This is a genomic window from Microvirga makkahensis (genome assembly GCF_009830105.1).
In the GTDB taxonomy this organism is placed as follows: Bacteria; Pseudomonadota; Alphaproteobacteria; order Rhizobiales; family Beijerinckiaceae; genus Microvirga; species Microvirga makkahensis.
The window spans coordinates 227,318-253,831 of sequence record NZ_WURB01000001.1; the positions used below are offsets into that span (position 1 = coordinate 227,318).

Here is a 26,514-nt window from a genome sequence, read left to right on the forward strand (position 1 = left end):
GTCTAAAGACCGGTCTCTGCTGCGCCATTGGAGTGTGTCTTCCCCTCAGGCACATAGGTGCTTCGACTCAGTTGAACGCGCAAGACGGCAAGAAGTTGATCGATGTCCACAGGTTTCGAGACATAATCGGTTGCGCCGGCTTCCAGGCACTTCTCCCGGTCGCCCTTCATGGCCTTCGCGGTTACGGCAATAAGCGGAATGCTTCGATAACGCGGATCCTTCCGGATCTCCCGCATCGTCTCGTACCCATCCATTTCCGGCATCATGATATCGACAAGGGCGATATCGACATCCGGCGTCTCCTTCAGCTTCTCGATGCCTTCGAGGCCGTTCTCCGCAAAAATGACCGTGAGGCCGTGCTGCTCGAGAGCGCTCGTCAGCGAGAATATGTTGCGCATGTCATCGTCGATGATCAGGACCTTCCGGGCTTCAAGGGTGGCTTCTCCCTTTGGCTCGACGATGATCTGGCTTTCTTCCGGGATCGCGCTGATGGAACGATGCAGGAACAGGGCGGTGTCATTGAGAAGCCGCTCGGAAGACCCCTCGCCCTTCAGGATCACCGTCGCGGCAATCTGCTCAAGGCGACGCTCCTCGGAACGGCTCAGGTCCTGTCCGGTATAGATGACGATCGGAAGCTCCTCCCCTCCTTTCGTTCGCCGGATACGCTCGATGAGCTCCGCTCCCGGGAGATCCGGCAATCCGAGGTCAACCACGGCGCAATCGAATTGACGCGCCTGGATCGTTTCCAATGCCTCCTCCGCGGTCGCAACGGCAGTGACGTCCACCTCCTCGCCCTTCATCAGCTCGGAAATGCTCATACGCTGGTTGTCGTCATCCTCGACAAGGATCAGCTTCTTCACAGGTCTGTCGATGAAGTCCTTCGTGCGATTGAGAGCCGTCATCAGCGAGTCCCGATCCACCGGCTTTTCGAGGAAGCCGAAGGCTCCGGCTTTCATGCCGCGCTTCTTCTGGTCATCAACGGAAATCACGTGAATCGGCACATGACGCGTTCTCGGATCGTGCTTGAGAAGGTCGAGCAGCGCCCAGCCATCCATGTCGGGCAGGCCGATATCCAGAGTGATCGCATGCGGCTTGTAGCGATGTGCCAAGGCGAGAGCCGTGGCGCCATCCATCGCAATCAATCCTTTGAAGCCCTGCTCCCGAGCGAGTTCCAGCAGAACCGACGCGAACATCGCATCGTCCTCGATGATCAGAACGACCCGATCTCCCGAGACAATGGCATGCCTGTCGTCGAGCGACGCGGAGAGCGCCATGGGAGCAGAAGGCTGGCGCAGGACAGCGGGCGACGCTTCATCGGCGGCTCCGACCGTTGCTCCATTGCCGCCCACACGGCCTGAAGCCTGGGTTTGCGCCATATGATTTGCCGGCGGCTCGAGCGGGAGGAAAAGGGTGAATGTCGAGCCCTGTCCCGGCACGCTCGATACCACGATCTCACCACCCAGAAGGCGGGCGATCTCGCGGCTGATCGACAGGCCCAAGCCCGTTCCGCCGTATTTGCGACTTGTTGTGCCATCCGCCTGTTGAAACGCCTCGAAGATGATGCGCTGCTTTTCCTCCGGAATGCCGATGCCCGTATCCGCGACGGAAATGGAGATCCACTGGCTGCCCGCGCGCAGAGGCGAACCCTCGGCCGACCCGATGCGAAGCCTGACACCACCCTTCTCCGTGAACTTGAAGGCATTGGAGAGAAGGTTGCGCAAAACCTGCTGCAGGCGCTTCGAGTCGGTACGAATCGTTAACGGCAACTTTTCGTCTACATCGATATGGAAATCGAGCTTTCTCTCCTCCGCAATCTGGCGGAAGGTGCGTTCCATATGGTTGACGAGATCCTTGAAGCCCACTTTCGTGACTTCGAGGCTCACAGTCCCGGATTCAATCTTCGATAGGTCGAGAATGTCGTTGATCAAGGCCAGCAGGTCAGAGCCCGCCGCATGGATCGTCTTGGCGAACTCCTTCTGCTTCTCGCTGAGATTGCCCTCGGGATTCTCGGTAAGGAGCTTCGATAGGATCAGGAGCGAGTTGAGCGGCGTGCGCAGCTCATGACTCATGTTGGCGAGGAACTGGGACTTGTAGCGCGAGGTCAGCGACAGTTGCTCGGCCTTCTCCTCCAGGGCCGTTTTGGCCATGGAAACCTCACGGTTCTTGTCCTCAACCTCCTGCTTCTGCAATTCGAGCAGGCGAGCCTTGTCCTCCAGATCTTCGTTGGACTTCCGCAGCGCTTCCTGCTGCTGACGCAGGAGTTCTTCCGACTGGCGAAGCGTAGTGGCCTGCTGCTCGAGGCGGTCGTTGGTGTTCTTCAACTCCTCCTGCTGACTCTGCAGTTCGATCGTCAGGAGCTGGGACTGCTTCAGCAGACCTTCCGTCCGCATGTTTGCGGCGATGGTGTTGAGAACGATGCCGATTGACTCAGTCAGCTGATCGAGGAACGATTGGTGAGTGTCTGAGAAGCGGCTGAACGAGGCAAGTTCAATGACGGCCTTCACTTCCTGCTCGAACAGTACCGGCAGAACGATGATGTTGAGCGGCGGAGCCTCACCGAGCGCGGAGCTGATCGTAATGTAGTCGCTCGGAGCGTTAGAGATGAGAATGCGCTTCTTCTCATAGGCCACCTGCCCCACGAGGCCTTCCTTCAACCGGAAGCGGTTGTTGAGATGCTTGCGTTGCGTGAATGCATAGGAAGCGACGAGTTCGAGGACTGGCTCGTTGCCGTCGGAGTTGACCATGTAGAACACGCCGTGCTGTGCATTTACCAGCGGTGCGATCTCTGACAGGATCATGTTGGATACGGTGGTGAGATCGCGCTCGCCCTGAAGCAGTCGCGTGAACTTGGCCAAGTTGGTCTTCAGCCAGTCCTGCTCCGCGTTCTTGAGCGTCGTATCGCGCAAGTTGCGGATCATCTCGTTCACGTTGTCTTTGAGCGAAGCGAGCTCACCGGACGCTTCGACCGAAATCGAGCGGGTCAGATCACCCTTCGTCACAGCAGTCGCCACGTCCGCGATGGCGCGCACCTGAGTGGTGAGATTCGCAGCAAGTTGGTTCACGTTGTCGGTGAGATCACGCCACAATCCGGCAGCGCCCGGCACGCGGGCTTGGCCGCCCAGCTTTCCTTCGACACCTACTTCGCGAGCCACGTTCGTTACCTGATCGGCGAAGGTCGCGAGCGTATCGATCATCTCGTTGATCGTATCGGCGAGGGCGGCGATTTCCCCTTTCGCATCCACGCTGAGCTTGCGCTTCAGGTCGCCTTCGGCAACCGCCGTCACGACGCTGGCGATACCACGCACCTGACTGGTGAGATTGTTCGCCATCATGTTCACGTTGTCTGTCAGATCCTTCCAGACGCCTCCGACGCCGCGCACCTGCGCCTGTCCGCCGAGCTTGCCCTCGATACCCACCTCGCGCGCCACACGCGTCACCTCCGAGGCGAAGGAGTTGAGCTGGTCGACCATGGTGTTGATGGTGTTCTTCAGCTCCAGGATCTCTCCGCGCACCTCCACGGTGATCTTCTTCGACAGGTCGCCATTCGCAACCGCGGTGGTGACTTCAGCGATGTTGCGCACCTGACCCGTCAGGTTCGCGGCCATCATGTTCACATTCTCGGTGAGATCCTTCCACGTGCCGGCGACACCCTTCACCTTGGCTTGGCCGCCGAGCTTGCCCTCGGTGCCCACCTCACGCGCCACACGCGTCACTTCACCGGCGAACGAGTTGAGCTGATCCACCATGGTGTTGATGGTGTTCTTCAGCTCCAGGATCTCTCCGCGCACCTCCACGGTGATCTTCTTCGACAGGTCGCCATTCGCAACCGCGGTGGTCACCTCGGCGATGTTGCGCACTTGACCCGTCAGGTTCGCGGCCATGAGGTTCACGTTGTCGGTGAGATCCTTCCACGTGCCGGCGACGCCTCCCACGCGTGCTTGCCCGCCAAGCTTTCCTTCGGAACCTACTTCTTTGGCCACGCGCGTCACTTCACCGGCGAACGAGTTGAGCTGATCCACCATGGTGTTGATGGTGTTCTTCAGCTCCAGGATCTCGCCCTTGACCTCCACGGTGATCTTCTTCGACAGGTCGCCCATGGCAACCGCGGTGGTGACTTCAGCGATGTTGCGCACCTGACCCGTCAGGTTCGCGGCCATGAGGTTCACGTTGTCGGTGAGATCCTTCCAGACGCCTCCGACGCCGCGCACCTCGGCCTGTCCGCCGAGCTTGCCCTCGGAGCCCACCTCGCGCGCCACGCGCGTCACCTCCGAGGCGAAGGAGTTGAGCTGGTCGACCATGGTGTTGATGGTGTTCTTCAGCTCCAGGATCTCTCCGCGCACCTCCACGGTGATCTTCTTCGACAGGTCGCCATTCGCAACCGCGGTGGTGACTTCAGCGATGTTGCGCACCTGACCCGTCAGGTTCGCCGCCATCATGTTCACATTCTCGGTGAGATCACGCCATACGCCGCCGACGCCCTCGACCTGCGCCTGCCCGCCAAGCTTGCCTTCGGTGCCCACCTCACGCGCCACACGCGTCACCTCCGAGGCGAAGGAGTTGAGCTGGTCGACCATGGTGTTGATGGTGGATTTCAGCGCCAGGATCTCGCCCTTCACATCGACGGTGATCTTCTTCGACAGGTCGCCACGGGCAACCGCGGTGGTGACTTCGGCGATGTTGCGCACCTGACCCGTCAGGTTCGCGGCCATCATGTTCACATTCTCTGTCAGATCCTTCCAGACGCCTCCGACGCCGCGCACCTCGGCCTGTCCGCCGAGCTTGCCCTCGGTGCCCACCTCACGCGCCACGCGCGTCACTTCACCGGCGAACGAGTTGAGCTGATCCACCATGGTGTTGATGGTGTTCTTCAACTCCAGGATCTCGCCCTTGACCTCCACGGTGATCTTCTTCGACAGGTCGCCCATGGCAACCGCGGTGGTGACTTCAGCGATGTTGCGCACCTGACCCGTCAGGTTCGCGGCCATGAGGTTCACGTTGTCGGTGAGATCCTTCCACGTGCCGGCGACACCCTTCACCTTGGCTTGGCCGCCGAGCTTGCCTTCGGAACCCACCTCGCGCGCCACACGCGTCACCTCCGATGCGAAACTGCTGAGCTGTCCGACCATGGTGTTGACCACCTTGCCGATGCGCAGGAACTCGCCGCGCAAGGGGCGTCCTTCGGTTTCAAGCTCGATGGACTGGCTGAGATCACCTTTGGCCACGGCACCGATCACCCGGGCGACCTCGACGGTCGGCTGCACGATGTCGCCGATCATCGAATTCACGGAGCTGATACATTCGCTCCAGCATCCTGTAGCCCCGTCGAGCTGACCGCGCTCACTGATACGGCCTTCCCTGCCGACCACTTTAGCAATCCGGTCCAGCTCTCTAGCGAGCCCTTGGTTCAGGTCGGCGATATCGTTGAAGGCCTCTGCAATTTCGCCATCGATTCCGATCATGTCCGAGGGCAGCCGAACGGTAAAATCACCCCTTCGGAAAGCACGCAAGACTTTGAGCAGCAGCCTGGGATTAAGCTGCGATGTGGCAGATTCGACTTGTGGCATAAAGCCCCCCGTAACACAGTTCCAGGCAGACGGCCCGGCTCCCCTTGCTGTACGGACATCCGACGGGTGTTCTCACCACTCTGGACAGACGCCGACCATCGAAAACGTAGGCGTCCCCAGAAAGTTCCAATGGAAAGGAGGAGTATTTTCAGCGCTGTTCAGCTCCGGCGGAGGGAAGGCCGACCTCTTGCATCGCCTGCGTCTTCAGCATGACAGATCCTCTGCTTCAGGGCGTTCGCTGCGGCAGCTTCAGCCCCCGATCCCATGGCGGGTTGGATCCGAACCTCTGCACAAGAAAATCCACGAAGGCACGCACCTTGGCAGGAGGGTGGCGATTGGCCGGGTACATGGCGAAGACCCCCGGGAGCTCAAGCGGGGGATGATCAAGAGGCAATGCCACGAGCCGTCCCTCCCGTAATGCGTCGCTGACGAGAAAGGTAGGCTGATAGATCAGGCCCTGACCTGCCATCGAGGCGGCGACCAGTGCATCCCCGTTGTTCGCGCGCAGATTGCCTCGGACCCGAACCTTGACCTTGCCGTCGGCGCCGAATGCCCACTCATCCGGCCCCACGCCGCGGGACAAGGTGTAGCCAAGGCAGTTGTGCCGGGACAGGTCAGCTACCGTTTGCGGGATTCCTTGCTCCGAGAGATAGGAAGGTGAGGCGCAAAGGACGAGGCGGCATGGCGCAATCTTACGGGCGATCATGGTGGAATCCCGAAGCCACCCGATCCGTACGGCCATATCCCATCCCTCCTCGATGAGATCGACGAAGCGGTCGTTCAGGCCAAGATCCACCGTTACGGCAGGATGGAGGCGCGAGAACTCGGCCATGAGGGGCGCGAGTTCCCGATAGCCGAACGACAAGGGAGCATTCACTCGCAGCGTGCCCTGCACCTCGACCCGTTCGGCAGAAGCCGTGGCCTCGGCCTCTTCGATTTCGGCCAGAATGCGCTCGGCGCTTCCGAGATAGCGCCGTCCGGCTTCGGTAAGGGTCAGGCGGCGGGTGGTCCGGTGGAGGAGCTTTACACCCAGCCGCTCTTCGATGGCCCCCACATGCTTAGTCGCCATGGTCTGGGAAATGCCGAGCGCGCGGGCTGCGGCCGACAGGCTTCCGAGAGCCGCGACCCGCACGAATATCTGCATTCCGGTGACTCGGTCGAGCATTAGCCTCACTCCCATCGAGTGGAATCGTATCTGTATGACTGGAATTATCAATGAAAGAGGTGAAGCGGGGATGTTCCAGCCGGACGCAATGGCACTGAAAGAGAAAGGCTCGTCCCTTCCGGAAGATTTAACTGAATACCTATAGCCAGGAGGGTTTTTCACGAATATATATGAGCAATATCATATTCCACATAAAGGATGCGTTCAATGTCTGCCCGTGGAGCTATGGACCTGATCGGCCACACGCCTCTCGTCGAGGTGACGAGCTTGAATGCCGGTCCTTGCAGACTGTTCCTCAAACTTGAGAGCGCCAATCCGAGCGGATCCATCAAGGATCGTCCAGCCCGCGCCATGATCGAGGCCGCGGAAAGGAACGGCAGCCTGAAGCCGGGTGGCACCATTGTTGAGGCGACTGCCGGCAATACGGGCGTCGGTCTCGCCCTGGTTGGCGCCAGCAAGGGCTATCGCACGCTCCTCGTCGTTCCCGATAAAATGTCCCGCGAGAAGGTGCTGCACGCGAAAGCTCTCGGCGCGGAGGTGGTGATCACGCGCTCGGATGTGGGTAAGGGGCATCCCGACTACTACCAGGATCTGGCCCTGGAGATCACCCGCAAGACTCCCGGCGCCGTCTACATCAACCAGTTCGAGAATCCCGCCAATCCGGCGGCGCATGAGGCCAGCACCGGCCCCGAGATCCTGGACGGGATGGAGGGCGATGTGGATGCCGTCGTGGTCGGCGTCGGTTCCGGCGGCACGCTGACGGGTATTGGACGCTATCTCCAGAAGGCCTCTCCAAAGACGGCGATGATTCTCGCCGATCCTGCAGGCTCGATCCTTGCCCCTCTGGTTGAAACGGGAGAAATGACGGAGGCGGGCTCCTGGGCTGTCGAGGGCATCGGCGAGGATTTCGTACCGTTCAATTGCGATCTCTCTCTCGTCAAGAAGGCCTATTCCATCACCGACAAGGAGAGCTTCTCGGCAGCCAGAGAGCTGCTGCGCAAGGAAGGCATCCTTGCCGGCTCGTCCTCCGGCACATTGCTGGCCGCGGCGCTGCGCTATTGCCGCGAGCAGAGCGAACCGAAGCGCGTCGTCACCCTCGTCTGCGACACGGGCGCCAAGTATCTGTCGAAGGTCTTCAACGATGCCTTCATCGCCCAGGAGGGCTGGCTCGACCGCAAGCCCACTGGCACCGCACGCGATGTGGTCATCAATCCCTTCGGCGAGGGTGCAACGATCTTCGTCTCCCCCAGCGAAACGCTTCGCTCTGCCTTCGCACGCATGCGCTCCTCCGATATTTCTCAGTTGCCGGTGATCGAGGACGGCCACGTCGTCGGCCTCGTGGACGAAAGCGATATTCTCGATGCGCTCGTTGCCAACGAAAGTGATCCGCAGGGCGTCTTCAACAAACCCGTGCGCGAGATCATGACCACGCGCCTGCAAACCGTTCCTGCGCAGGCACCTGTAAAGGATCTCCTCCCCCTCTTCGCTTCAGGTCTCGTGCCGGTGATCATGGACGGCGACACCTTCGTTGGCTTGGCCACGCGCATCGACCTCATCAACTTCTTCCGGATACAAGCCTGATGAACACTCGCAATCAACTCGCTTTCGCCACCCGCTGCATCCATGCAGGCCAGACACCGGACCCGACCACGGGCGCGGTGATGATGCCGATCTATGCGACCTCGACCTTCGCGCAGGAAAGCCCCGGCGTGCACAAGGGATTTGAATACGCGCGGTCGCAGAACCCCACGCGCATGGCATTCGAGCGCTGCATCGCCGATCTCGAGGGCGGGTCCGCTGCCTTTGCCTTCTCGTCCGGCCTCGCGGCGAGCGCGACGGTGCTCGACATGCTGGAGCATGGCTCCCACATTGTCGCCTCTGACGATCTCTATGGCGGCACGCGACGGCTTTTCGAGAAGGTGCGCCGGCAATCGGCAGGACTGGATATCACCTATGTCGATCTGGGCAATGCGGATGCCGTCAAGGCAGCCCTGCGCCCCAACACGCGTCTCGTCTGGGTGGAAACTCCGACCAACCCTCTCCTAAAACTCGCCGATCTGGAGGCCATCGCCCAGGCGACCCGCGGGCACGGGACACTGCTGGTGGCCGACAACACTTTCGCAAGTCCCTGGGTGCAGCGCCCGCTGGAGTTCGGCTTTGACATTGTCGTGCATTCCACGACCAAGTACCTCAATGGTCACTCCGACATGGTTGGTGGAGTCGTGGTGGTCGGCCAGAACCTGGAGGTGCGCGAGAAGATCGCCTATCTCCAGAATGCAGTCGGCTCGATCTCGGGTCCCTTCGACAGCTTCCTCGCGTTGCGCGGCCTGAAAACGCTTTCGCTGCGCATGGAGCGTCACTGCACTTCTGCCTTGAAGATCGCGGAGTTCCTCGAGGCGCACCCACGGGTGGACAGCGTGATCTATCCCGGTCTAGCCTCCCATCCTCAGCATGAGCTGGCGAAGCGCCAGATGCGGGGCTTCGGCGGCATCATCACGGCCCGCATCAAGGGAGGGCTGGAGGGTGCGACGCGCTTTCTGGAACGCTGCCAGCTCTTCACCCTGGCCGAAAGCCTGGGGGGCGTGGAGAGCCTGATAGAACATCCGGCCATCATGACCCACGCCTCCGTGCCGCCGCAGGTGCGCGCTGAGCTCGGGATCGATGACGGACTCGTGCGCCTGTCCGTCGGCATCGAGGACGCCGACGACCTGATTCAGGATCTGCGCTCTGCACTCGCGTAAACGGCCCCACAGCCGGGGGAGGATTTAAGAGACGGTCTTGGGCTTTCTTCTCAGTGCAGCTTCGACGTCATCCGCCTGATGGTCGCGTCGAGCAGGGCCATGGCCGCATCCCTGCTCGCTGCGGACAAGTCTGATAGCCCAACCTCTCCACGGCCTTCCGCCGCCGTTTCCAGCACCGCATAATACGCGAGATCGCGTTTGGGGCCGCTTGCGTCCGCCTTGAGGGCGCTGATGGCCTCGAGAACGTCTGCATGGTACCCCGAGTTCACGAGATCGCGGGCCTTTTTCAAGATATTGAGAACCGTCGTTTGGTTATCCATTTCTGCCTGCCCCATCCGCAGCCGGATTGATCTTTATGAAGGCCCGTCACCGGTGCAGCATGCAAAATTTGAGTATGACCGACAAGCACAGGCCAAACTGAAGCCATGCGACGTCTCACCCCACACGAGCGAAATACGGGAGCTAATCTTCCGGCGTCGGCTCGTCACCGAAAACGGAACGGCCGCCGTAAGCATGCGACTTCGCCCGTTCGCCTCTCAGGATCTCGTCGAAGCCCGGGCCACCGGCAAAGCGCTCCAGGCTGCGCGCCTGATCGTCGAGCCGCCTCAAGGCAAAGAGCTCTTCCTGCTGCCCGAGCCTTGCCTTCTGAACCGCGGATTTCAGAACCCGGATGGTCTGGTCGTACACGCGCACGGGCACCGGGAAAGGATGGCGATCCTTTCCGCCATGGGCGAAAGAAAACCGCGCCGGGTCACTGAATCGGCATGGCGCTCCATGGACCACCTCCGTCACCATCGCCAGCGCCTGTACGGTGCGCGGCCCGACGCCGGGCGTCAGCAGAAGCTCCGGGAAATCATCGGGCCCCCGTTCGGCCGCAGCCGCCAGGCTGCCGTGCAGACGCCGCAGCACCACGTCCGTAGAGCGGACATCATGGCGCTCCGGCATAACGAGATGCGGCAACAACGGCTGAGGTGAGGCTTCAGCCTCCGTCGGCCGCTCGTTCAGCGCCAGAAACTTGCGCGCAATGCCGTCCGGGCCCAGGGAGCCCAGCACCTCGATCTGTGCCCGGCGCGAGGCTTCCGCGCGTCGATCGGTCAGATTGACGATTTCCCCCTGCCCGATCCCGTCGATGGCCGTATGGGGCTCGTCGACAAAGCTCTTGAGATCTTCGGACAGCCAGTGATAGCGGCGCGCCTGCCGGCGCGAATCGTTCATTCCCTGCTGGACGACCGCCCACTTGCCGTCATCCGTAACGATAAAACCATGAAGATAGAGATCGAAACCGTCCTGTATCGCCGCACTGTCGACCTTAGCAACCAGTCGGCTGGCCTGCGCAAGAGCGGAACCGTCGAATCCGACACGCTCACCGATGGACATGAGTTCGTGAGGTGTTTGCCGTGAATGCCGCCCCCGCCCGCCGCAAACGTGAATTCCAAGATCCTTCGACAACGGCGTCAGGCCGCGCTTCAGAGCCCCAATCACGCTGGTGGTTATGCCTGACGAATGCCAATCCATGCCCATGACGGCCCCGAAGGATTGAAACCAGAAGGGGTGCGCCAAGCGGCGCAGCAATTCGTCCCGACCGTAATGATGAACGATGGCCTCGCTGATGACGGCGCCAAGACGAGTCATGCGATCTGCAAGCCATTTGGGCACATGCCCGCTGTGCAGCGGCAGGTCCGCACTTCCTGCTTTTCTCGCCATGTCAAGAAGGGCCCTTCCGCGAGTCCCGCAACCGAGGTGATGCGCCCGGTCTAGCTAAGACCGATCGTCGACCGGATCAAGCGGGCTCGCCCGGCCGAAAGGCCGCACATCCCGCCTATCTCAGACGCCGCAAGTCAGCCAGGACAGCGCGGGCGGCGTTGTGTCCCGGCGCGCCCGTGACGCCACCGCCTGGATGGGTGCCCGCGCCGCACATGTACAGCCCCGTGATCGGCGCGCGGTAATCCGCGTGCCCCAGCATCGGACGGGCGCTGAAGATCTGGTCGAGGGTCAGGGCGCCATGGAAGATGTCACCCCCGATGAGTCCGAAGGTGCGTTCGAGATCAAGCGGGCTCATGATCTGCCGTCCGACGACGCTCTCCTTGAATCCGGGAGCATAACGATCAACGGTCGCGATCATCAGGTCTGCCACTTCCTCGCGGTGATCGTCCCACGAGCGCCCGTCCGAGAAATGTGGCTGGACGTGCTGGCAGAACAGGCTCGCCACATGCATGCCCTCGGGCGCGAGGCTGTCGTCCAGGGTCGAAGGGATCAGCATTTCGACCACAGGCTCGCGGCTCCATCCCAATTGTTTCGCGTCGTCATAGGCTCGGTCCATATATGCAAGGGACGGAGCGATGATGATGCCTGCCGTGTGATGATCCGCCACCTCACGTCCAGGCAGAGCCGTAAAGCTCGGCAGGGACGAAAGCGCCACATTCATCCGAAACGTACCCGAACCCGATTTCCAGCGCCGCATGCGGCATAGGAAATCCGCCGGCAGCGCACCCTCAGGAACCAGTCGGTCGAATAGCAGTTTGGGGTGGACATTGCCTGCCACTGCACGCGCGCGGATCGTGCGTCCGTCCTTCAGGATGACGCCACTGGCCCTGCCTTTCTCGACGATCACTTCCCGCACGGGTGCATCGGTTTCGATCTCGACGCCGCGCTCGCGCGCCGCCTTCGCCATGGCCTGCGTGATCGCACCCATGCCACCGATGGCGTGCCCCCAAACGCCCTTCTTGCCGTTCACTTCGCCAAATACATGATGGAGCAACACATAGGCCGTGTTCGGAGTATAAGGGCTCGCGAAATTGCCCACGATGGCATCGAAGCCGAAGGCCGCTTTCACGCAATCGGTCTCGAACCAGCCGTCGAGGTAATCGCCTGCAGACTTTGCGAAAAGATCGAGCAAAGCTCGTCGGTTCGCCATGGACAGACCACGCAGCCGGTTGCCGGTCATCAGGGCTCGCCAGCCCTCCGACAGCACTGCGCGCAGGCCGCCGGCGACAAGGTTCGGGGGCTGCTGAAGAACGAGGTCGCGCAGTACGTCCGCGATGGCGTCGATTTCGTTCGAATAGGCCTCGTAGCGTTTCGCGTCCCCGGCGCTGAACCGCGCGATCTCGGAGCGGGTCACGCCTTCACCGATCTTCAGGTATCGATCATTCGGGAGAGGCAGAAAGTTCGACAGGCGGCGCTCCACGACCTTCAGGCCGTGACGGGGCAGATCGAGATCGCGGATGATCTTGGGATTGAGCAGACTGACGGTGTAGGAGGCGACCGAGTTGCGAAAGCCGGGATGAAATTCTTCCGTCACGGCTGCACCGCCCACGACGGAGCGCTGCTCGAACACCTTCACCTTGTATCCCGCTGCGGCGAGATAATAGGCGCAGACGAGCCCGTTGTGCCCCGCTCCGATGACAGCGACGTCGCAATCCTTCGCCACTCTCCCCCTCCACACGTTGATTTCTGGATATTTTCGCTGGTTCTCGCGCCTGGATCAGTGAAGGATCTGGCTCAGGAAGGCCTGCGCCCGCAACTCCTTGGGATTCGAGAAGAACTCGGACGGCGGACCATGCTCCACGATCTCGCCCCGATCCATGAACACCACGCGGTCGGCCACCTGACGGGCGAAGCCCATTTCGTGAGTGACCACGGCCATCGTCATACCCTCTCCCGCAAGCTGCGTCATGGTGTCGAGCACCTCTTTGACCATCTCGGGATCGAGCGCCGAGGTCGGCTCGTCGAACAGCATGATGTCTGGCTGCATCGACAGAGCACGGGCAATAGCCACGCGCTGCTGCTGGCCGCCGGAAAGCTGCGATGCATATTTGTGCGCCTGGTCCGGAATCCGGACTTTGCCCAAATAATGCAGCGCCCGCTCTTCTGCTTCCTTGTGTGGGATGCCGCGCACGAGTCGCAGGGCCAGGGTGCAGTTCTCCAAAACCGTGAGATGAGGAAACAGGTTGAACTGCTGGAATACCATGCCCACCCTTTTCCGCACGGCTTCAACCGCGTCGGGCTTGCGGGTCAGTTCGATGCCGTCGACGATGATCTGTCCCTTCTGAAAGTTCTCGAGCGCATTGATGGTGCGGATGAGCGTTGATTTTCCGGAGCCGGACGGGCCGCAGATCACGAGCTTCTCACCCCGCGAAATGGTGAGATCGACATCCGTCAGGGCTTGAAAGCTGCCATACCATTTCGACAGGTTTCTGATCTGCACGGCAGGAACGGCCCCGGTCGGCTCAGGGGTTGATTCCACTAGAGAAAGCCTGCTCTTCCGGATCACGAGTACGTCTCCTCTCGCACGTATCTGACTTCACTCATATGGTCCGTCATCGCGTCTGAGCCCTGTTGAACCGCCGCTCGATGCGCCCCTGGATGAGTTCCAGGACAATGGACAGGATCCAGTAGATCAGCGACGCCGTTATCATCATCTCCACGTGCCGGAACTCGGTCTGCCCCTGAGTGCGGGCGAGGTACATGAGCTCCCACACGCCGACCACCGACACGAGCGAACTGTCTTTCAGCATGGCGATGAACTGGTTGCCTGTCGGCGGGATGATGATGCGCATCGCCTGGGGAAGGATGATGCGGATAAGGGTATCCTTCGGCTTCAGTCCCAATGCGCGCGAGGCTTCCCACTGGCCCTTCGGGATACTCTCGATGCCGGCGCGAAAGATCTCGGTCATGTAGGCGCCATAGCAGAGTGACAGCGCCAGGATGCCGGCGGGAACGGCGTCGATGACATATCCGAGTTGCGGCAGCCCCAGATAGATCATGTAGATCTGCATCAGCAAAGGAAGGCCGCGGAAGAGGGAGGTATAGAAATTCGCGATTCCGAGCGCGATGCCGTTGGACGAGAGCTTTGCGACGGCACCGATCATCGCCAGGACGGATGCGATGACGATTGAGATGGCCGAAACATACAGGGTCGTTACCAAGCCCTGAGTCAGCAGGAAACCGATCTTACGGCGGATGAACTCGAAGCTGAGATCGAAGGAATAGAAGAATAGCAGAACGAGAAGCGCCAGCTCGGCCCAGACCACATAGACCTGATGCTTGAGGCTGAGTCGCATGACCACGGCGACGTTGAGCGCGACGACAGCGGTGACGACGATAGCTACGAGCAGGTTCGCCGCGAGGAGCGAGTCTCCAGCCATTCCGAACACCCCGGCGAGCGCTTGCCCCAGGGATGTTGTCCCCGCCTGCGTGTACAGAAGAATGCCGAAGAGAATCGCGAGCCCCGGGATATAGACGGATGGCCGGGACAGCAGCCTCGGGTAATCGACGTTGTCGGCGTAGTGCATCGGGCCCTCCCACCCTCAAACCTGTTGTGCTTGCATCTTCAATTCTAAGCCGACTTCCGCTCCCGCAGGAAGTCGGATGCCTGGTAGGCCCAGTAGGTCAGCTGGACAGCAGCACGGCCGGCAATCGACCCGTTCCAGGCGAGGCCGAACGGAGCAAACAGCTTGTACCGGTCGCTTTCCCCCATGATCGCCTCTGCGACCACGCGTCCACCGATAGCCGTGGTATTGAGCCCATGCCCGCCGAAGGCCGTGCAATACCAGACGCCAGGCTGCAGACGGCCGATCTGCGGCATCATGTGGCGGGCATAGGACATGAGGCCGGACCAGACGATCTCGACATCCAAGTCCTTCAATTGCGGGTAGGTAGACACCATCGTCTCGTGAAGCAGGCGGCCCAGAAGACGAGGTTCTGTCGTGCGCGTCGTGATCTTGCCGCCCCAAAGAATACGCTCACCTCCATCCACCAGCCGGTAATAATCACCTGCGCGACGATCATCACCAATAGCCGCGTCGGTGCGAATTGCGCTCGCGATCAGCTCGCGATTGGGCTTGGTCAGCATCACGTAAGTGGCGATCGGCAGGTAGCTGCGCTTGAGCTGCGGCACGAGATTTCCAGTATAGCCGCCCGATGCGATCACCAGATGGTCGGCCTCCACGGATCCATAGGCCGTCTTGGCAATCCTGGTTGCGCCGTCCAGTGCAGTCGCGACGACGGGTGAACCTTCGTACACAGCCCCGCCCAGATGCTCGATCTCCTTGGCGAGAGCGCGCGCATAGTTCAGAGGATGAAAGTGGAAGGCATTGGGGTCGTACAGAGCTTGATAGTAGCGAGGTGAGACGAGCATCTGACGCACCTCGTCGCGGCTCTTGAATTCGACCTCGTAGCCGAATTCCTTCTCCAGCCAGTCGCGATGAGCCTTGAGATCGTCTGTCGCCTCGTAGCGCACGGCTCCCATAATGCCGTGAGTCGGCTCCGCACCCTCCATGGCGAAGGCATGGACGTTCTTCAGAACGTCATTCATACCCTCGATGGAAAGGCGATGCAGTTCCTTCGCATGGGCCTCTCCAGCCATCCGCCGGATATTTTTGTAACGCGCTGCCCAGCCGGGGCTCACGAAGCCGCCGTTACGGCCTGAAGCGCCCCAGGCGACCCGGTTCGCTTCGAGAACGCAGACCTTGCGGCCCTTGCGAGCGAGTTCCAGAGCGGTCGTGAGTCCGGCGAGCCCTCCACCTACAACACAGACATCAACCTTCAAGGCCCCTTCGAGCACCGGCCTTTGGACAGCGCTCGGTCCGAGCGCCCGACGATAATAGGTTTCGACGTAGGACATGATTGATCGTGTCGTGTTGCAGGTGGAAGATGGATCGGAAAGTGGTGCGGTTACTTGCTGTAGTCGCTGCCGTACCACTTGGTGGTCAGTTTGCTCAGGGTGCCGTCATCTTTCATGCTTTGAATGATGCTTCCGAGCTTGGCGGTCCATTCCGGATCACCCTTGTCCGTCACCACCACGAGCGGCTCTTTGAAAGCGGCCTCACCGGGAAGAATCTTCACCGGATACCTGTTCTTGATGGCGTTCTGTGCCGTTTGCTCGGGCGCGATAACCGCGTGGATGCGCGTGCCGTCGCCCAGCCGCAGATCGTCGAAGGGCAGCATGGAGTCGGCGTAGGTCTTCACCTCGCCCGGGGTCAGCGTGTACTGAATCGGCGCAAGGCCCGGGGCATCGATCTCCAGCCGACGGTTGATATAGTCCTCGGAAGTCGTTCCCGTCTCGACACCGATTTTCTTCCCGTTCAGGTCGTCACGGGACGTCGCCTTGCTGTCCTTGTGCACCACAAAGACGTATGGGCTGTAGTAATAGATGCCGGCGAAGTCGATGACTTGGGAACGCGCTTTGGTCGGCGTGATCGAACCCACGGCCACGTCGAAACGACCATGCCAGCGACCGCCGGTCATCACGTTCCATTCGGGTGTTTCGAATTTCACCTTCACCCCAAGGCGCTTGGCAATCTCGTTGGCCACGTCCACGTCGAAGCCGACCAGCTTGTTGCTGTCATCGAGATAGCTCTGCGGAGGCCACCCGCTGTTGGTAGCAACTTTCATTTCACCGGCCTTCATGACCCGATCCATGGTCGGGCCGGCCTGAGCCGTTGCATTCATAACGGAGGCGAATCCCAGCGCCATCATTGTACCGAAAACGAGCTTACGCATCCTTCAACTTCCCTCTTCTGATGATTGGATAACAAGGCGATGGGTGGCTCCCTATTTCTTGGAGCCGCAGCTCACGCTCGGTAGTTCCGAGCGCCGAAAGGGTCTGAGCCGCATCCTGCGGAAAAGACCATGAGAACGATCGTGAGGAACCGGATTCGCAAAGATGGACACAGGAAGTCGCGTACGGCTCGGATGCCTGACCACGGCGGGCATCACAGAGCACCACTCACGCATATGGGACGAGCTCAAGCCGATTGACCTGAACCCCACAATCCGCTGGATCCATTTTTCCCCGCCCGGTGAAGCTATCCGGAAATCGGCGGACAAAGTCCCTTTAGAACCAGATGCTTGCCCATGAACCTCCCCCGATAATCTTTCTAACGTTGTCTGACAGCAGACGACCAATCTCAGCGACTGTCAAGTCTACCAACGTGGAGGAAATCGAACTTTCAACCGCCTCGCATCGAAGCATCCACAGCGGCTCGGACTTGCCGGAGCATCGGACATGACTAGAGGACTTACTCCTTCAGGATTGATCCGACGCTCACTGTTTCGCGCAGCGCAGCGCATCGCTGAGTGCTGAACCGAACCACCACGCGCTGCGCGAGCACTCAGAGGCCGCAAGAGGTGCCTCATTTGCGGACGAAGCTGAAAGAGAACCGACTGCCGCGATGATAATCCTTTGCATAAACGATGGGGAGGCCTGTCGACGTGAAGGCCGTCTCCACAATCAGGAAAGCGGGGCCGAAGTCGTTCAGATCGTTTCGTTCACTGACATCTGGCGGCAGCATGATCGACGTGGCGACGGCCGTTGACATGCATGGACGCATGCCGTGGCGCTCCAACAGATCGAGCAGGGAGCCGCTCCAATCGATATCGTAGAGACGGTCGGGAACAGCGGTGCGAGGAATGTAGTCGAGGCCATAGACAAGCACATCCTCCTCATGCATCCGCAGCCTCTCCAACCGGATGACACGGGAGCTGGCATCTAGGCGCAGAGCGGCTTGCACTTCCTCCGAAGCCGCCTCCTCGGAAATCGACAATACTTTATTGATCGGGCGGTAACCGGACTTCTGCATCATCTCGGAGACGCTTTCGAAACAGGTGATCGGCCGCTCGACCTGGAGCGCTGCCGCCGCCGATACGAAGCGGCCCTTGCCGTGTTTCACATAAATCGCGCCATCCTGTTCCAGAAGCTTCAATGCCTCCCGCAGAGCCGGCCGGGAAATCTGAAATCTTCGGGTAAGTTCCGCCTCTGTCGGCAACTGATCGCCCGGTTTCAGTCCATGCGCACCAATAAGGGCGCCGATCGCATCCCGCAATTGCAAAACCAGAGTTCGTTCGTCGCGAAGCGGCGTGATGGGAGACATGACAGGCCCGGTTAGCCTCTGTTATCAGTTGTCAGTCCACAGGATTGAGCATCTTGGACGTAAGCGCAAGTTTATTGACGGACTTTGTCCGAATTCTTGACGCATCTTCATGAAGAGCCTCTGACGCCTCATTCTTCTGCCCCTTGGAGCCTCGAACGGCTCTAGATGCTGCGCCCGAGGAGCTGGGCCTGGCATCGCCCGATTGGCCGTAATCTGCCAAGCTCCAGCCCACCCGCTCAAGACCGCACCTGCAACAAATCCAGCAATGTGGCGTTTGCCCCTCGCTTGCATTGGCGAGATCGTTCCTTGAGCTTTGGGGGTTCATCTCGGCACCTGAGTTTCTGCCCAAGAACGCCGTGATCGGGATGACCGCCACCTGGACGAGGGGAACGCAGCAATGACAGATGATGGTAAGGTCGTACGTCTTCAGGTCGCGAATGCGAGGCCCGGCGACGCGGGTCGCGGTATCGCACGCATGAGCCGGCAGACTTTGGCGGACCTGGGCATGCAGGAAGGCCAAGCTATCGAGATCATTGGCAAGAGACATACGACGGCGGTCGCCGTCACGCCCTACGCGGAGGACGAAGGCCTTAACATCATTCGTCTTGACGGCCTGCAGCGTGTGAATGCGGGTGTCAGCCGCGGCGATTTCGTGGAGGTCAAGCCGGCGGACGCCCGTCCGGCCGCACGCGTCGTCCTCGCTCCGGCACAGAAAGGACTGCGCCTCCAGGGCTCGGGCGACGCGCTGCGCCGCACCTTTTACCAGCGGCCTCTGACGGCGGGCGATGTGATCTCCACCTCCGTGTACTCACCCAATGCCTCGGACTCCAGATATCCCGAGGAGCTGCGCAGACTGCTGAACATCCCCGCCTATGGATTGCAGGAGATCCGCCTTGTCGTCGTGTCCACCCATCCGCGTGGCATCGTCCAGGTCACGGCCGAAACTGAGATCGAGCTGCGTCCGCAATTCGAGGAACCCAAGGAGGCACGCCGCGCGGACGTCACCTACGACGATATCGGCGGCCTTGGGAATACCGTCGATCAGGTGCGCGAGATGGTGGAGCTCCCGCTCCGCCATCCCGAACTCTTCCAGCGGCTCGGCATAGATCCGCCGAAAGGCGTCCTGCTCTATGGCCCTCCCGGCACCGGCAAGACGCTGCTCGCGCGCGCCGTCGCCAACGAGACCGAGGCGCAGTTCTACCACATCGCCGGACCGGAGATCATGGGGCGCCACTACGGGGAGTCCGAGCAACGGTTGAGGCAGGTATTCCAGGAGGCGCAGCAGAACGCACCAGCGATCATCTTCATCGACGAAATCGACAGCATCGCCCCAAAACGGGAAGAGGTGACAGGAGAGGTCGAACGGCGCATCGTGGCACAACTGCTCACCCTCATGGACGGGCTGGAGCCTCGCCAGAACATCGTGGTGATCGGTGCAACGAACCGCCGTGAGGCCATCGACGAGGCGCTCCGCAGACCCGGCCGCTTCGATCGGGAGATCGTGATCGGTGTTCCGGACGAGCCGGGCCGCCGCGAGGTCCTGACCATCCACACCCGCGGCATGCCGCTCGCCCAGGATGTGGACCTGGACGACATCGCCCGCACGACCTATGGCTTCGTCGGCGCGGATCTCTCCGCCCTCGCTCGCGAGGCTGCAATGGATTCCCTGCGCCGCATCCTGCCGGACGTCAATCTCAAGGAGGGCATCCCTGCGGACGTGCTGGAGAAACTGCGCGTCACCCGGCAGGACTTCCAGAACGCCCTCAAGCGGATTCAGCCCTCGGCCCTGCGCGAGATCATGATCCAGGTCCCGAATGTGACCTGGGACGATATCGGCGGTATCGAGGAGGCCAGGACGCGCCTGCGCGAAGGTGTGGAGCTCCCGCTTAAAAGCCCGGAATCCTTCCGCCGCCTCGGCATCCGCCCGGCCAAAGGCTTCCTGCTCTTCGGCCCGCCCGGCACCGGCAAGACCCTCCTCGCGAAGGCGGTCGCGCGCGAAGCCCAGGCCAATTTCGTGGCAACGAAATCGTCGGACCTTCTCTCGAAATGGTATGGCGAGTCGGAGCAGCAGGTGTCCCGCCTGTTCGCCCGCGCTCGGCAGGTCGCACCCACCGTGATCTTTATCGACGAGATCGACTCCCTGGCGCCCGTGCGCGGCGGCGGCCTTGGCGAACCAGCCGTAACGGAGCGCGTGGTCAACACGATCCTGGCGGAAATGGATGGGCTCGAGGAGTTGCAGGGAGTCGTGGTGATGGCCGCAACCAACCGGCCCAATCTGATCGACCCTGCCCTGCTGCGCCCGGGCCGTTTCGATGAATTAATCTACGTTCCGGTGCCCGATGCGCAGGGACGCCGGCACATTCTCGGCATCCATACGAAATCCATGCCGCTGGGCCCTGATGTTGATCTCGATCTGGTGGCGGAAAGAACGAGCCGGTTCACGGGCGCGGATCTTGAGGACCTGACCCGCCGAGCGGGCCTTCTCGCCTTGCGCGAGTCCTTGGAGGCCCAAGCCGTCAGCATGGCCCATTTCGAACAGGCCTTGCGGGAAACGCGTCCGTCGGTCACGCCCGAGATGGAGCGGGAGTATGAGGATATGCTCCGCACTCTGAAGCAGGAAGGTCCACAACGTCAGCCCATCGGCTTTCTGCCCGTGAGACGGGCGGCCGAATGATCTTTATACGGCAATCTCGAGCAGGGCCTTGACCGAGAAGCCGATACCGGGCGCCCAACGGGCGTTCGGTGTCCAGAGGGTCCGCACGATCGTGCCCATCAGGATGGCGTGACCAGCGCCTCGTGACACGGGCGCCCGGTCCACTGCTCCTCAAGCGACTGGAGCCCGACAGCGGCCTGTGAAATCACCACGCAGAGCGCGACCCCAGAAAGCATGCGAGTCCAGGCGTTGACGGTCACGTGTCTCGCCCTCGAAGCCGGTTTCTACAGTAAACCGATAGTCTTGCCTGCCGCGCCGCGGAATACTCCGTTCGTCAGGCGACCTTGTTGTCGGGCAAAGCGGCAATCGCCGGAGCGGCATCGGCCTGCTCCTGAATGCGGAACTCCGCCAGCTGCTGCCGGACGTCGTGATACAGCGGACGGAACACCGAACCATGATTTTCGACGATATCGGCGAGGATGTGGACTGCCTTGAGGAGTTTCTCCTCGGTGATCGGTCCGCGGTCCCGGTGATGCCATTGGGTCATGGTGCCGTCTCCTTTGTCGTGAGACGGCACCATGGAGGGACGACATTGATGTGAGGTTAATTCTCCCGCGGTTTGGGGAGAGCCGGTCTAACCGGAGGTTCGCGCTGGTGCATCATTTGGCGCAGCGGATCAGGTTTGCCGCCCCAAATGCGGCAAAAAATGAGACGATCCTCCGGAAGGGAAAACAGCCCAGACTTCGACCGAACGGTCAGGAGCGCTTGTTCTGAAGGGTGAGTTCCATTTCGCGCATGATGGCTTCCTCAATCTCGTCGAGATTGGCTTTGTTCGGCTGGTGATTGGCTTGCGCATGACCGGGCCCAGCCTTGGCTGCCTGGGCCTGGTTTGCGGCCGGCCGACGCAGATGTGAACGCTGCTGATCGGGGGCGCGGTTCTCCAGGGTGTCCAGCAATCCATCGAGGGCCGCGTTGGAGAGCGGAATATCGAGAGACTCGCGAAGACTGCCGAGGGCGATGGCGTGATTGGCGTAACGGGGATCTCTCGTGACCTCGGGGCCGAGCCAAGCGAAGGGACGAAACTCCCCCGCTTCCCTCTCGCTGTTGAATTCGATGGTCACGAATTGGACGTGACGGGGGTGGATGACGTGATCGATCAGGGCGATCCGGTCACCGATCCGGAGTTTCGTGCGGTCGTAGGCGATTTCGCCGGCACAGACATCCAGAAGCGCATGGGCATGGGCCACCGGAACTTCGGTCTGCTCCTCCGTCTCTCCATCATGGCCGGCCACCCTCAGAATGAGCAACCCTCTGTTCTCCTCGAGGCGAACCAAGGCGGCGCGACCCGGCCGCTCCGGAAAGAAGCCCTCGATCTGGCGCAAGCTTCCCCGTTGGCGCTGAATGAGGCGGGCGAAGGATGAGGCGAGGAGAAAGCGACGAGGGACGGTCATGAAAGGTAAGAAAGGAATGAAATTGATCGGGTTGATTCCGTATAGGACGGCCAGAGAATGAAGCAAGTTTAAACGTCATGGCTCTGCTTCGTCCAAGCCTCGCGAACGGTAGCGCCTCATTCCTGAGACGGGACCTGTGCCAGGAACGGTCATCAGCAGAACATTGACTCACAACCCGCAGCGCATACGGGCGCTGGTAAAAAGGCATCATTGTGGAGACTTGGCCTCATACCAGTTGGCCCTGAGGTCCAGTTATTGCTCCAGTCGCGCCCTCGGTGCGGCGGGCCGAGGGCTTGCAGGCCTCAAGCGCGCAGATCGTTTCCCGTATCGTCCTCGCTCACCGCGATCCTGATCTCGTCCCTGACCCGCGATCGTCTGCAGGCCCACACCACCCCTGTCGTCTGGTCCGTAAGTCACCGTCGCAGGTGTCAGCCAGCGCCAACAGGTACAACCCGCCCCTAAAACTTATCCGGCCTTCCGAGAGATTGGAGAACCACCTTGTGCAGTGGGATAGGATAGCAGACACATGCCGGAGCTGACGGCGGCCACGGGATCACTCGGCCTCGAAGAAATTTCCGCGCAACCTATGTCTTGCGAATTTGGTGGGTGTACAAGGACTCGAACCTTGGACCCGCTGATTAAGAGTCAGCTGCTCTACCAACTGAGCTATACACCCGTCGCCGAAGCGAATTCAGCGGCGCGTTTCCGCTGAAGAGGCCGTGCGTGTAACAAACCGCACGGCCTCTGTCTACCCCATTGGGGAGGTTTTTTCCTCAAGCCGCGGATTTCGATTTGGCGCGGTGGTAGGTGCCGTCACCCTGCGTCAAAATCTGATCCTCCGGCTGGAGATGGCCGGGCTCGACCTCGTCCTGGGCCGCCAGTTCCTCCCACAGGGGGATCAGCCGGTCGAGGTTGAGGCTTGGCCATGATTCGATTCCGTCGAGCACGAAATAGATCTCCTGGTAATCGTCGATCCGGTAGAGGGTGCGCATGACGCGACCGAGATCAAAGGCGACCCGGTTGGGCGACGGGCTTTCGAGTGCGAAGATCGTCTCGCCGGGAGACGAGGCGATGCCAGCGCCGACGATGCGCAGCCCCTGCGGCGTCCGGGCGAGCCCGAACTCCACCGTGTACCAGTAGAGCCGCGCCAAGTATTTCAGGGCACCATGCTCGGCGGCCGCCAGCCCGGCCTTGCCATAGGATTCGAGATAATCCGCGTAGACCGGCTGCATGATCAGCGGCACATGGCCGAATACGTCGTGGAAGATGTCCGGCTCCTCGATATAGTCGAGCTGGTCTGGCTTGCGGATCCAGAAGCCTGCCGGGAACTGGCGGTTCGCCAGCATGCGGAAGAAGGCGAGATCGGGGATGAGACCCGGCACGGCCACGACCTCCCAGCCTGTCGCGGCTTTGAGGCGCTGGTTCATGACGCGGAAGTCGGGGATCCCCTCCTCACCGATGCCAAGACGGTCGAGGCCCTCGAGGAACTGATCGACGATGCGGCCTTTCAGGATCTCCCGCTGGCGCTTGGCCAGAGTTCTCCAAGTTGCATGGTCGGTTTCGGTATAGTTTTCAAAGCCCTGATCGCGCATGTAGTCGCGTGGATCGTCGCTCCCGGTCGCAGTATTCATAGCGTTCCTCCGTCTTTGTTATGACACCAGGATAGCACTCGCTTCAGGTCATTTTTGGCCGTTTTCACCCTGGATAAGGGCCTGATCGGTCATAGAATGACCCGAAGGCCTCAATCCGGGAGACTTCGATGAAACGTCACCTTTCTCCCTCCGACCGCCGGATCCTGCGCACTATTCAAGGGGACGGGCGTATTCCCAACTCCACCCTGGCCGGGAAGGTGGGCCTTGCCGCCTCCCCGTGCCTGAGACGTCTGAAGGCCCTCGAGGAGGACGGGATCATTCAGGGGTATCGGGCGATGGTCGATCGCAAGGCCCTCGGTTTCGAGGTGGAGGCCTTCGTGTTCATCAAGTTGGAGCAATCGGAGCCCGGCTGGCGCACCCGGCTCGTGGAGCGCTTGAAGGGCTATGAGGAAGTGATCGCCTGTCACGCCCTTGCCGGCGAGGTGGACATCATCGTTCATGCGGTCGCCCGGGACATCGAGAGCTTCGGCGAGTTCACCATGAACCGCCTGCTCACCCTGCCCGGCGTCGCCGACGTACGCTCAAGCTTCGTGCTCTCGACCATCAAGCCGCAGAGCCCGATTCCCGTGTCGGATTGAGAGGAGCCGCTCGATGCGCCACGGCCATGCGCGTCGCGGCCATCTACGCCGTTCGTCGAAAGTATGCTTAAGGCGTCCGTCATGCCCGGCACAGGGCCGGGCATGACGGCCGGACGGTTTATTCCGCCGCGTGCTGCGCGTGGAGGCTCGCGCCCCGGCTCAGCAGCTTGTTGAGCGCGCCGAGATAGGCCTGCGCGGAGGCTACCAGCGTGTCAGGATCGGCGGCGCGGGAGGTCACGCTGCGGCCGTCCGCGGAGAGGCGTACAGAGACCTCGGCCTGCGCATCCGTACCCTCGGTCACCGCGTGTACCTGATAGAGTTCCAGCTCGGCCTCGTGCGGCACCAGCGCCTTGATGGCGTTGAAGGTGGCGTCCACGGGGCCGTTGCCCTCCTGCTCCTCGATCATCGTCTTGCCGTCGACCTGCAGGCGCATGGTGGCGCGCTGCGGGCCGCGCGTGCCGGCCACGATGGAGAGCGAGACCAGCTTGATGCGGTCATGGGCAGTGGCGATGTTCTGGTCGACCAGCGCTTCGATATCCTCGTCGTAGACGTGCTTCTTGCGGTCCGCAAGTTCCTTGAAGCGCTCGAAGGCGTCCTGGAACTGGTTGTCGGCCAACTGATAGCCCAGCTCCTCCAGCTTGTTGCGGAAGGCAGCTCTGCCGGAATGCTTGCCCATGACCAGCGAAGTCTTGGTCACGCCGACGCTTTCGGGTGTCATAATCTCGTAGGTCTGCGCATTCTTCAGCATGCCGTCCTGATGGATGCCGCTCTCATGTGCAAAAGCGTTCCGGCCCACGATGGCCTTGTTGTACTGCACCGGGAACGAGGTGGCGGCGGACGCGAGCTTGGATGCGCGCGTCAGCATCGTCGTCTCGATGCCGGTCTCGTAGGGCAGCACGTCGCCGCGGGTCCTGATAGCCATCACGACCTCTTCGAGAGCCGCATTACCCGCGCGCTCGCCGATGCCGTTGATGGTGCACTCGATCTGACGCGCACCGCCTTCAAGAGCCGCCAGGGAGTTCGCGACGGCCAGGCCCAGGTCGTTGTGGCAATGGGCGGAGAAAATCGCCTTGTCGGCATTCGGCACGCGCTCGCGCACGGCGCGGAACATGGAACGGTACTCGTCGGGCGTGGCGTAGCCGACCGTGTCCGGCAGGTTGATGGTGGTGGCGCCCGCTTTGATCGCGGCCTCTACGCAGCGGCACAGATAATCGATAGGCGTGCGCGTGGCGTCCATGGCCGACCACTCGATATCCTCGACCAGGTTGCGCGCCTGGCCCACCGTGGCCGTGATGATCTCCAGCACCGCCTCCTCGGACTTGCGCATCTGATGCTGCAGGTGGATCGGCGACGTGGAGACGAAGGTATGGATTCGCGGCTTCCGGGCGTGGCGCACGGCCTCGCCGGCGCGGGTGATATCGGCGGAGATGGCACGAGCGAGACCGGCGACGGTCGCGTTCTTCACCTGCTGGGCGATGAGGGCAACGGCCTCGAAGTCGCCGTTGGAGGCGATCGGGAACCCCGCCTCGATGATGTCGACGCCCATGGCATCGAGCAAGGCCGCGACCTCGAGCTTTTCCTCCAGCGTCATGGTCGCGCCGGGGCATTGCTCGCCGTCGCGCAGGGTGGTGTCGAAGATCAGGACGCGGTCCTTGGAGGAGCCGGTGGCGGAAGCGGTCATCGTGTCAGTCCTTCTCGGGAAGAGCGCGATCCAGAGATCTTGAAGCCATGCGCTCGAGGTTGTTCTTTGGTCTTTCCAGAACCCCTGAGAGCCCAGGCGACAGCGCCCAGCCGACCCTCAGGGGCAGCTAAGGAGAAGGACGCCAAGGAGGAGCGCGCG

General features: G+C 61.3%; 19 protein-coding genes and 1 tRNA gene. 4 read left to right on the plus strand and 16 right to left on the minus strand.

The genetic code is table 11. The features are described from left to right. Window positions 1-2: 2 nt before the first annotated feature. A complete protein-coding gene (locus tag GR328_RS01130; protein ID WP_160882692.1) occupies window positions 3-5,564 on the minus strand; it encodes a HAMP domain-containing protein in 5,562 nt (1,853 codons plus the stop codon). Window positions 5,565-5,790: 226 nt separating this feature from the next. After that, window positions 5,791-6,729 (minus strand): LysR family transcriptional regulator, encoded by a 939-nt coding sequence (locus tag GR328_RS01135; RefSeq protein WP_160882693.1) that lies wholly within the window; start codon window positions 6,727-6,729, stop codon window positions 5,791-5,793. A 207-nt stretch (window positions 6,730-6,936) separates the two neighbouring features. On the opposite strand from GR328_RS01135, the gene GR328_RS01140 reads away from it, so the two are divergent. Both GR328_RS01140 and GR328_RS01145 read left to right on the plus strand, forming a co-directional pair. Further along, the gene (locus tag GR328_RS01140; protein ID WP_160882694.1) at window positions 6,937-8,310 is read left to right on the plus strand and encodes a pyridoxal-phosphate dependent enzyme; all 1,374 of its coding nucleotides are present in this window, start codon (window positions 6,937-6,939) and stop codon (window positions 8,308-8,310) included. Continuing rightward, window positions 8,310-9,470 carry a cystathionine gamma-synthase gene (locus GR328_RS01145; protein ID WP_160882695.1) on the plus strand — a complete coding sequence of 387 codons (1,161 nt, stop codon included), beginning with the start codon at window positions 8,310-8,312 and terminating at the stop codon, window positions 9,468-9,470. The genes GR328_RS01140 and GR328_RS01145 overlap by 1 nt, the downstream gene beginning before the upstream one ends. A 50-nt stretch (window positions 9,471-9,520) precedes the next feature. Here GR328_RS01145 and GR328_RS01150 read toward each other — a convergent pair whose 3' ends face one another. The 8 genes from GR328_RS01150 to GR328_RS01185 all read right to left on the minus strand — a co-directional run bounded on the left by GR328_RS01150 (window position 9,521) and on the right by GR328_RS01185 (window position 18,340). After that, window positions 9,521-9,790, minus strand: coding sequence for a hypothetical protein (locus GR328_RS01150; RefSeq protein WP_160882696.1), 270 nt, complete (start codon window positions 9,788-9,790; stop codon window positions 9,521-9,523). 142 nt (window positions 9,791-9,932) lie between these two features. Beyond that, on the minus strand, window positions 9,933-11,174 hold the full coding sequence (locus tag GR328_RS01155; RefSeq protein WP_160882697.1) for a DUF763 domain-containing protein: 1,242 nt from the start codon (window positions 11,172-11,174) through the stop codon (window positions 9,933-9,935). Between the two features lie 115 nt (window positions 11,175-11,289). Beyond that, window positions 11,290-12,897 carry an FAD-dependent oxidoreductase gene (locus tag GR328_RS01160; RefSeq protein ID WP_160882698.1) on the minus strand — a complete coding sequence of 536 codons (1,608 nt, stop codon included), beginning with the start codon at window positions 12,895-12,897 and terminating at the stop codon, window positions 11,290-11,292. 54 nt (window positions 12,898-12,951) lie between these two features. Beyond that, window positions 12,952-13,713, minus strand: coding sequence for an ATP-binding cassette domain-containing protein (locus tag GR328_RS01165; RefSeq protein WP_160882699.1), 762 nt, complete (start codon window positions 13,711-13,713; stop codon window positions 12,952-12,954). Window positions 13,714-13,786: 73 nt separating this feature from the next. After that, window positions 13,787-14,761, minus strand: coding sequence for an amino acid ABC transporter permease (locus GR328_RS01170; RefSeq protein ID WP_160882700.1), 975 nt, complete (start codon window positions 14,759-14,761; stop codon window positions 13,787-13,789). Between the two features lie 44 nt (window positions 14,762-14,805). Then, a complete protein-coding gene (locus tag GR328_RS01175; protein ID WP_160882701.1) occupies window positions 14,806-16,092 on the minus strand; it encodes an NAD(P)/FAD-dependent oxidoreductase in 1,287 nt (428 codons plus the stop codon). A gap of 50 nt (window positions 16,093-16,142) precedes the next feature. Continuing rightward, a complete protein-coding gene (locus GR328_RS01180; protein ID WP_160882702.1) occupies window positions 16,143-16,970 on the minus strand; it encodes a transporter substrate-binding domain-containing protein in 828 nt (275 codons plus the stop codon). 632 nt (window positions 16,971-17,602) lie between these two features. Further along, window positions 17,603-18,340 carry a GntR family transcriptional regulator gene (locus tag GR328_RS01185; protein ID WP_160882703.1) on the minus strand — a complete coding sequence of 246 codons (738 nt, stop codon included), beginning with the start codon at window positions 18,338-18,340 and terminating at the stop codon, window positions 17,603-17,605. 397 nt (window positions 18,341-18,737) lie between these two features. Here GR328_RS01185 and GR328_RS01190 point away from each other — a divergent pair, with 397 nt between their 5' ends. Beyond that, window positions 18,738-21,014 carry a CDC48 family AAA ATPase gene (locus GR328_RS01190; RefSeq protein WP_160882704.1) on the plus strand — a complete coding sequence of 759 codons (2,277 nt, stop codon included), beginning with the start codon at window positions 18,738-18,740 and terminating at the stop codon, window positions 21,012-21,014. 3 nt (window positions 21,015-21,017) lie between these two features. Here GR328_RS01190 and GR328_RS27900 read toward each other — a convergent pair whose 3' ends face one another. From GR328_RS27900 to phhA, 5 genes are all read right to left on the minus strand, one after another. Beyond that, a complete protein-coding gene (locus GR328_RS27900) occupies window positions 21,018-21,143 on the minus strand; it encodes a hypothetical protein (RefSeq protein WP_281351890.1) in 126 nt (41 codons plus the stop codon). 184 nt (window positions 21,144-21,327) lie between these two features. Beyond that, window positions 21,328-21,540, minus strand: coding sequence for a hypothetical protein (locus tag GR328_RS01200; RefSeq protein WP_160882705.1), 213 nt, complete (start codon window positions 21,538-21,540; stop codon window positions 21,328-21,330). A gap of 208 nt (window positions 21,541-21,748) precedes the next feature. After that, window positions 21,749-22,375: a CYTH domain-containing protein gene (locus GR328_RS01205; protein ID WP_246215622.1), complete on the minus strand. Its 627-nt coding sequence runs from the start codon at window positions 22,373-22,375 to the stop codon at window positions 21,749-21,751. Window positions 22,376-23,044: 669 nt separating this feature from the next. Beyond that, window positions 23,045-23,120, minus strand: a tRNA-Lys gene (locus GR328_RS01210). 97 nt (window positions 23,121-23,217) lie between these two features. Next, the gene (gene phhA, locus GR328_RS01215; protein ID WP_160882707.1) at window positions 23,218-24,075 is read right to left on the minus strand and encodes a phenylalanine 4-monooxygenase; all 858 of its coding nucleotides are present in this window, start codon (window positions 24,073-24,075) and stop codon (window positions 23,218-23,220) included. A 128-nt stretch (window positions 24,076-24,203) separates the two neighbouring features. Between phhA and GR328_RS01220 the strand changes: the two genes are divergently transcribed. Further along, window positions 24,204-24,674: an Lrp/AsnC family transcriptional regulator gene (locus tag GR328_RS01220; RefSeq protein ID WP_160882708.1), complete on the plus strand. Its 471-nt coding sequence runs from the start codon at window positions 24,204-24,206 to the stop codon at window positions 24,672-24,674. Window positions 24,675-24,792: 118 nt separating this feature from the next. Here GR328_RS01220 and GR328_RS01225 read toward each other — a convergent pair whose 3' ends face one another. Beyond that, the gene (locus GR328_RS01225) at window positions 24,793-26,355 is read right to left on the minus strand and encodes a 2-isopropylmalate synthase (RefSeq protein WP_160882709.1); all 1,563 of its coding nucleotides are present in this window, start codon (window positions 26,353-26,355) and stop codon (window positions 24,793-24,795) included. Window positions 26,356-26,514 lie beyond the last annotated feature (159 nt).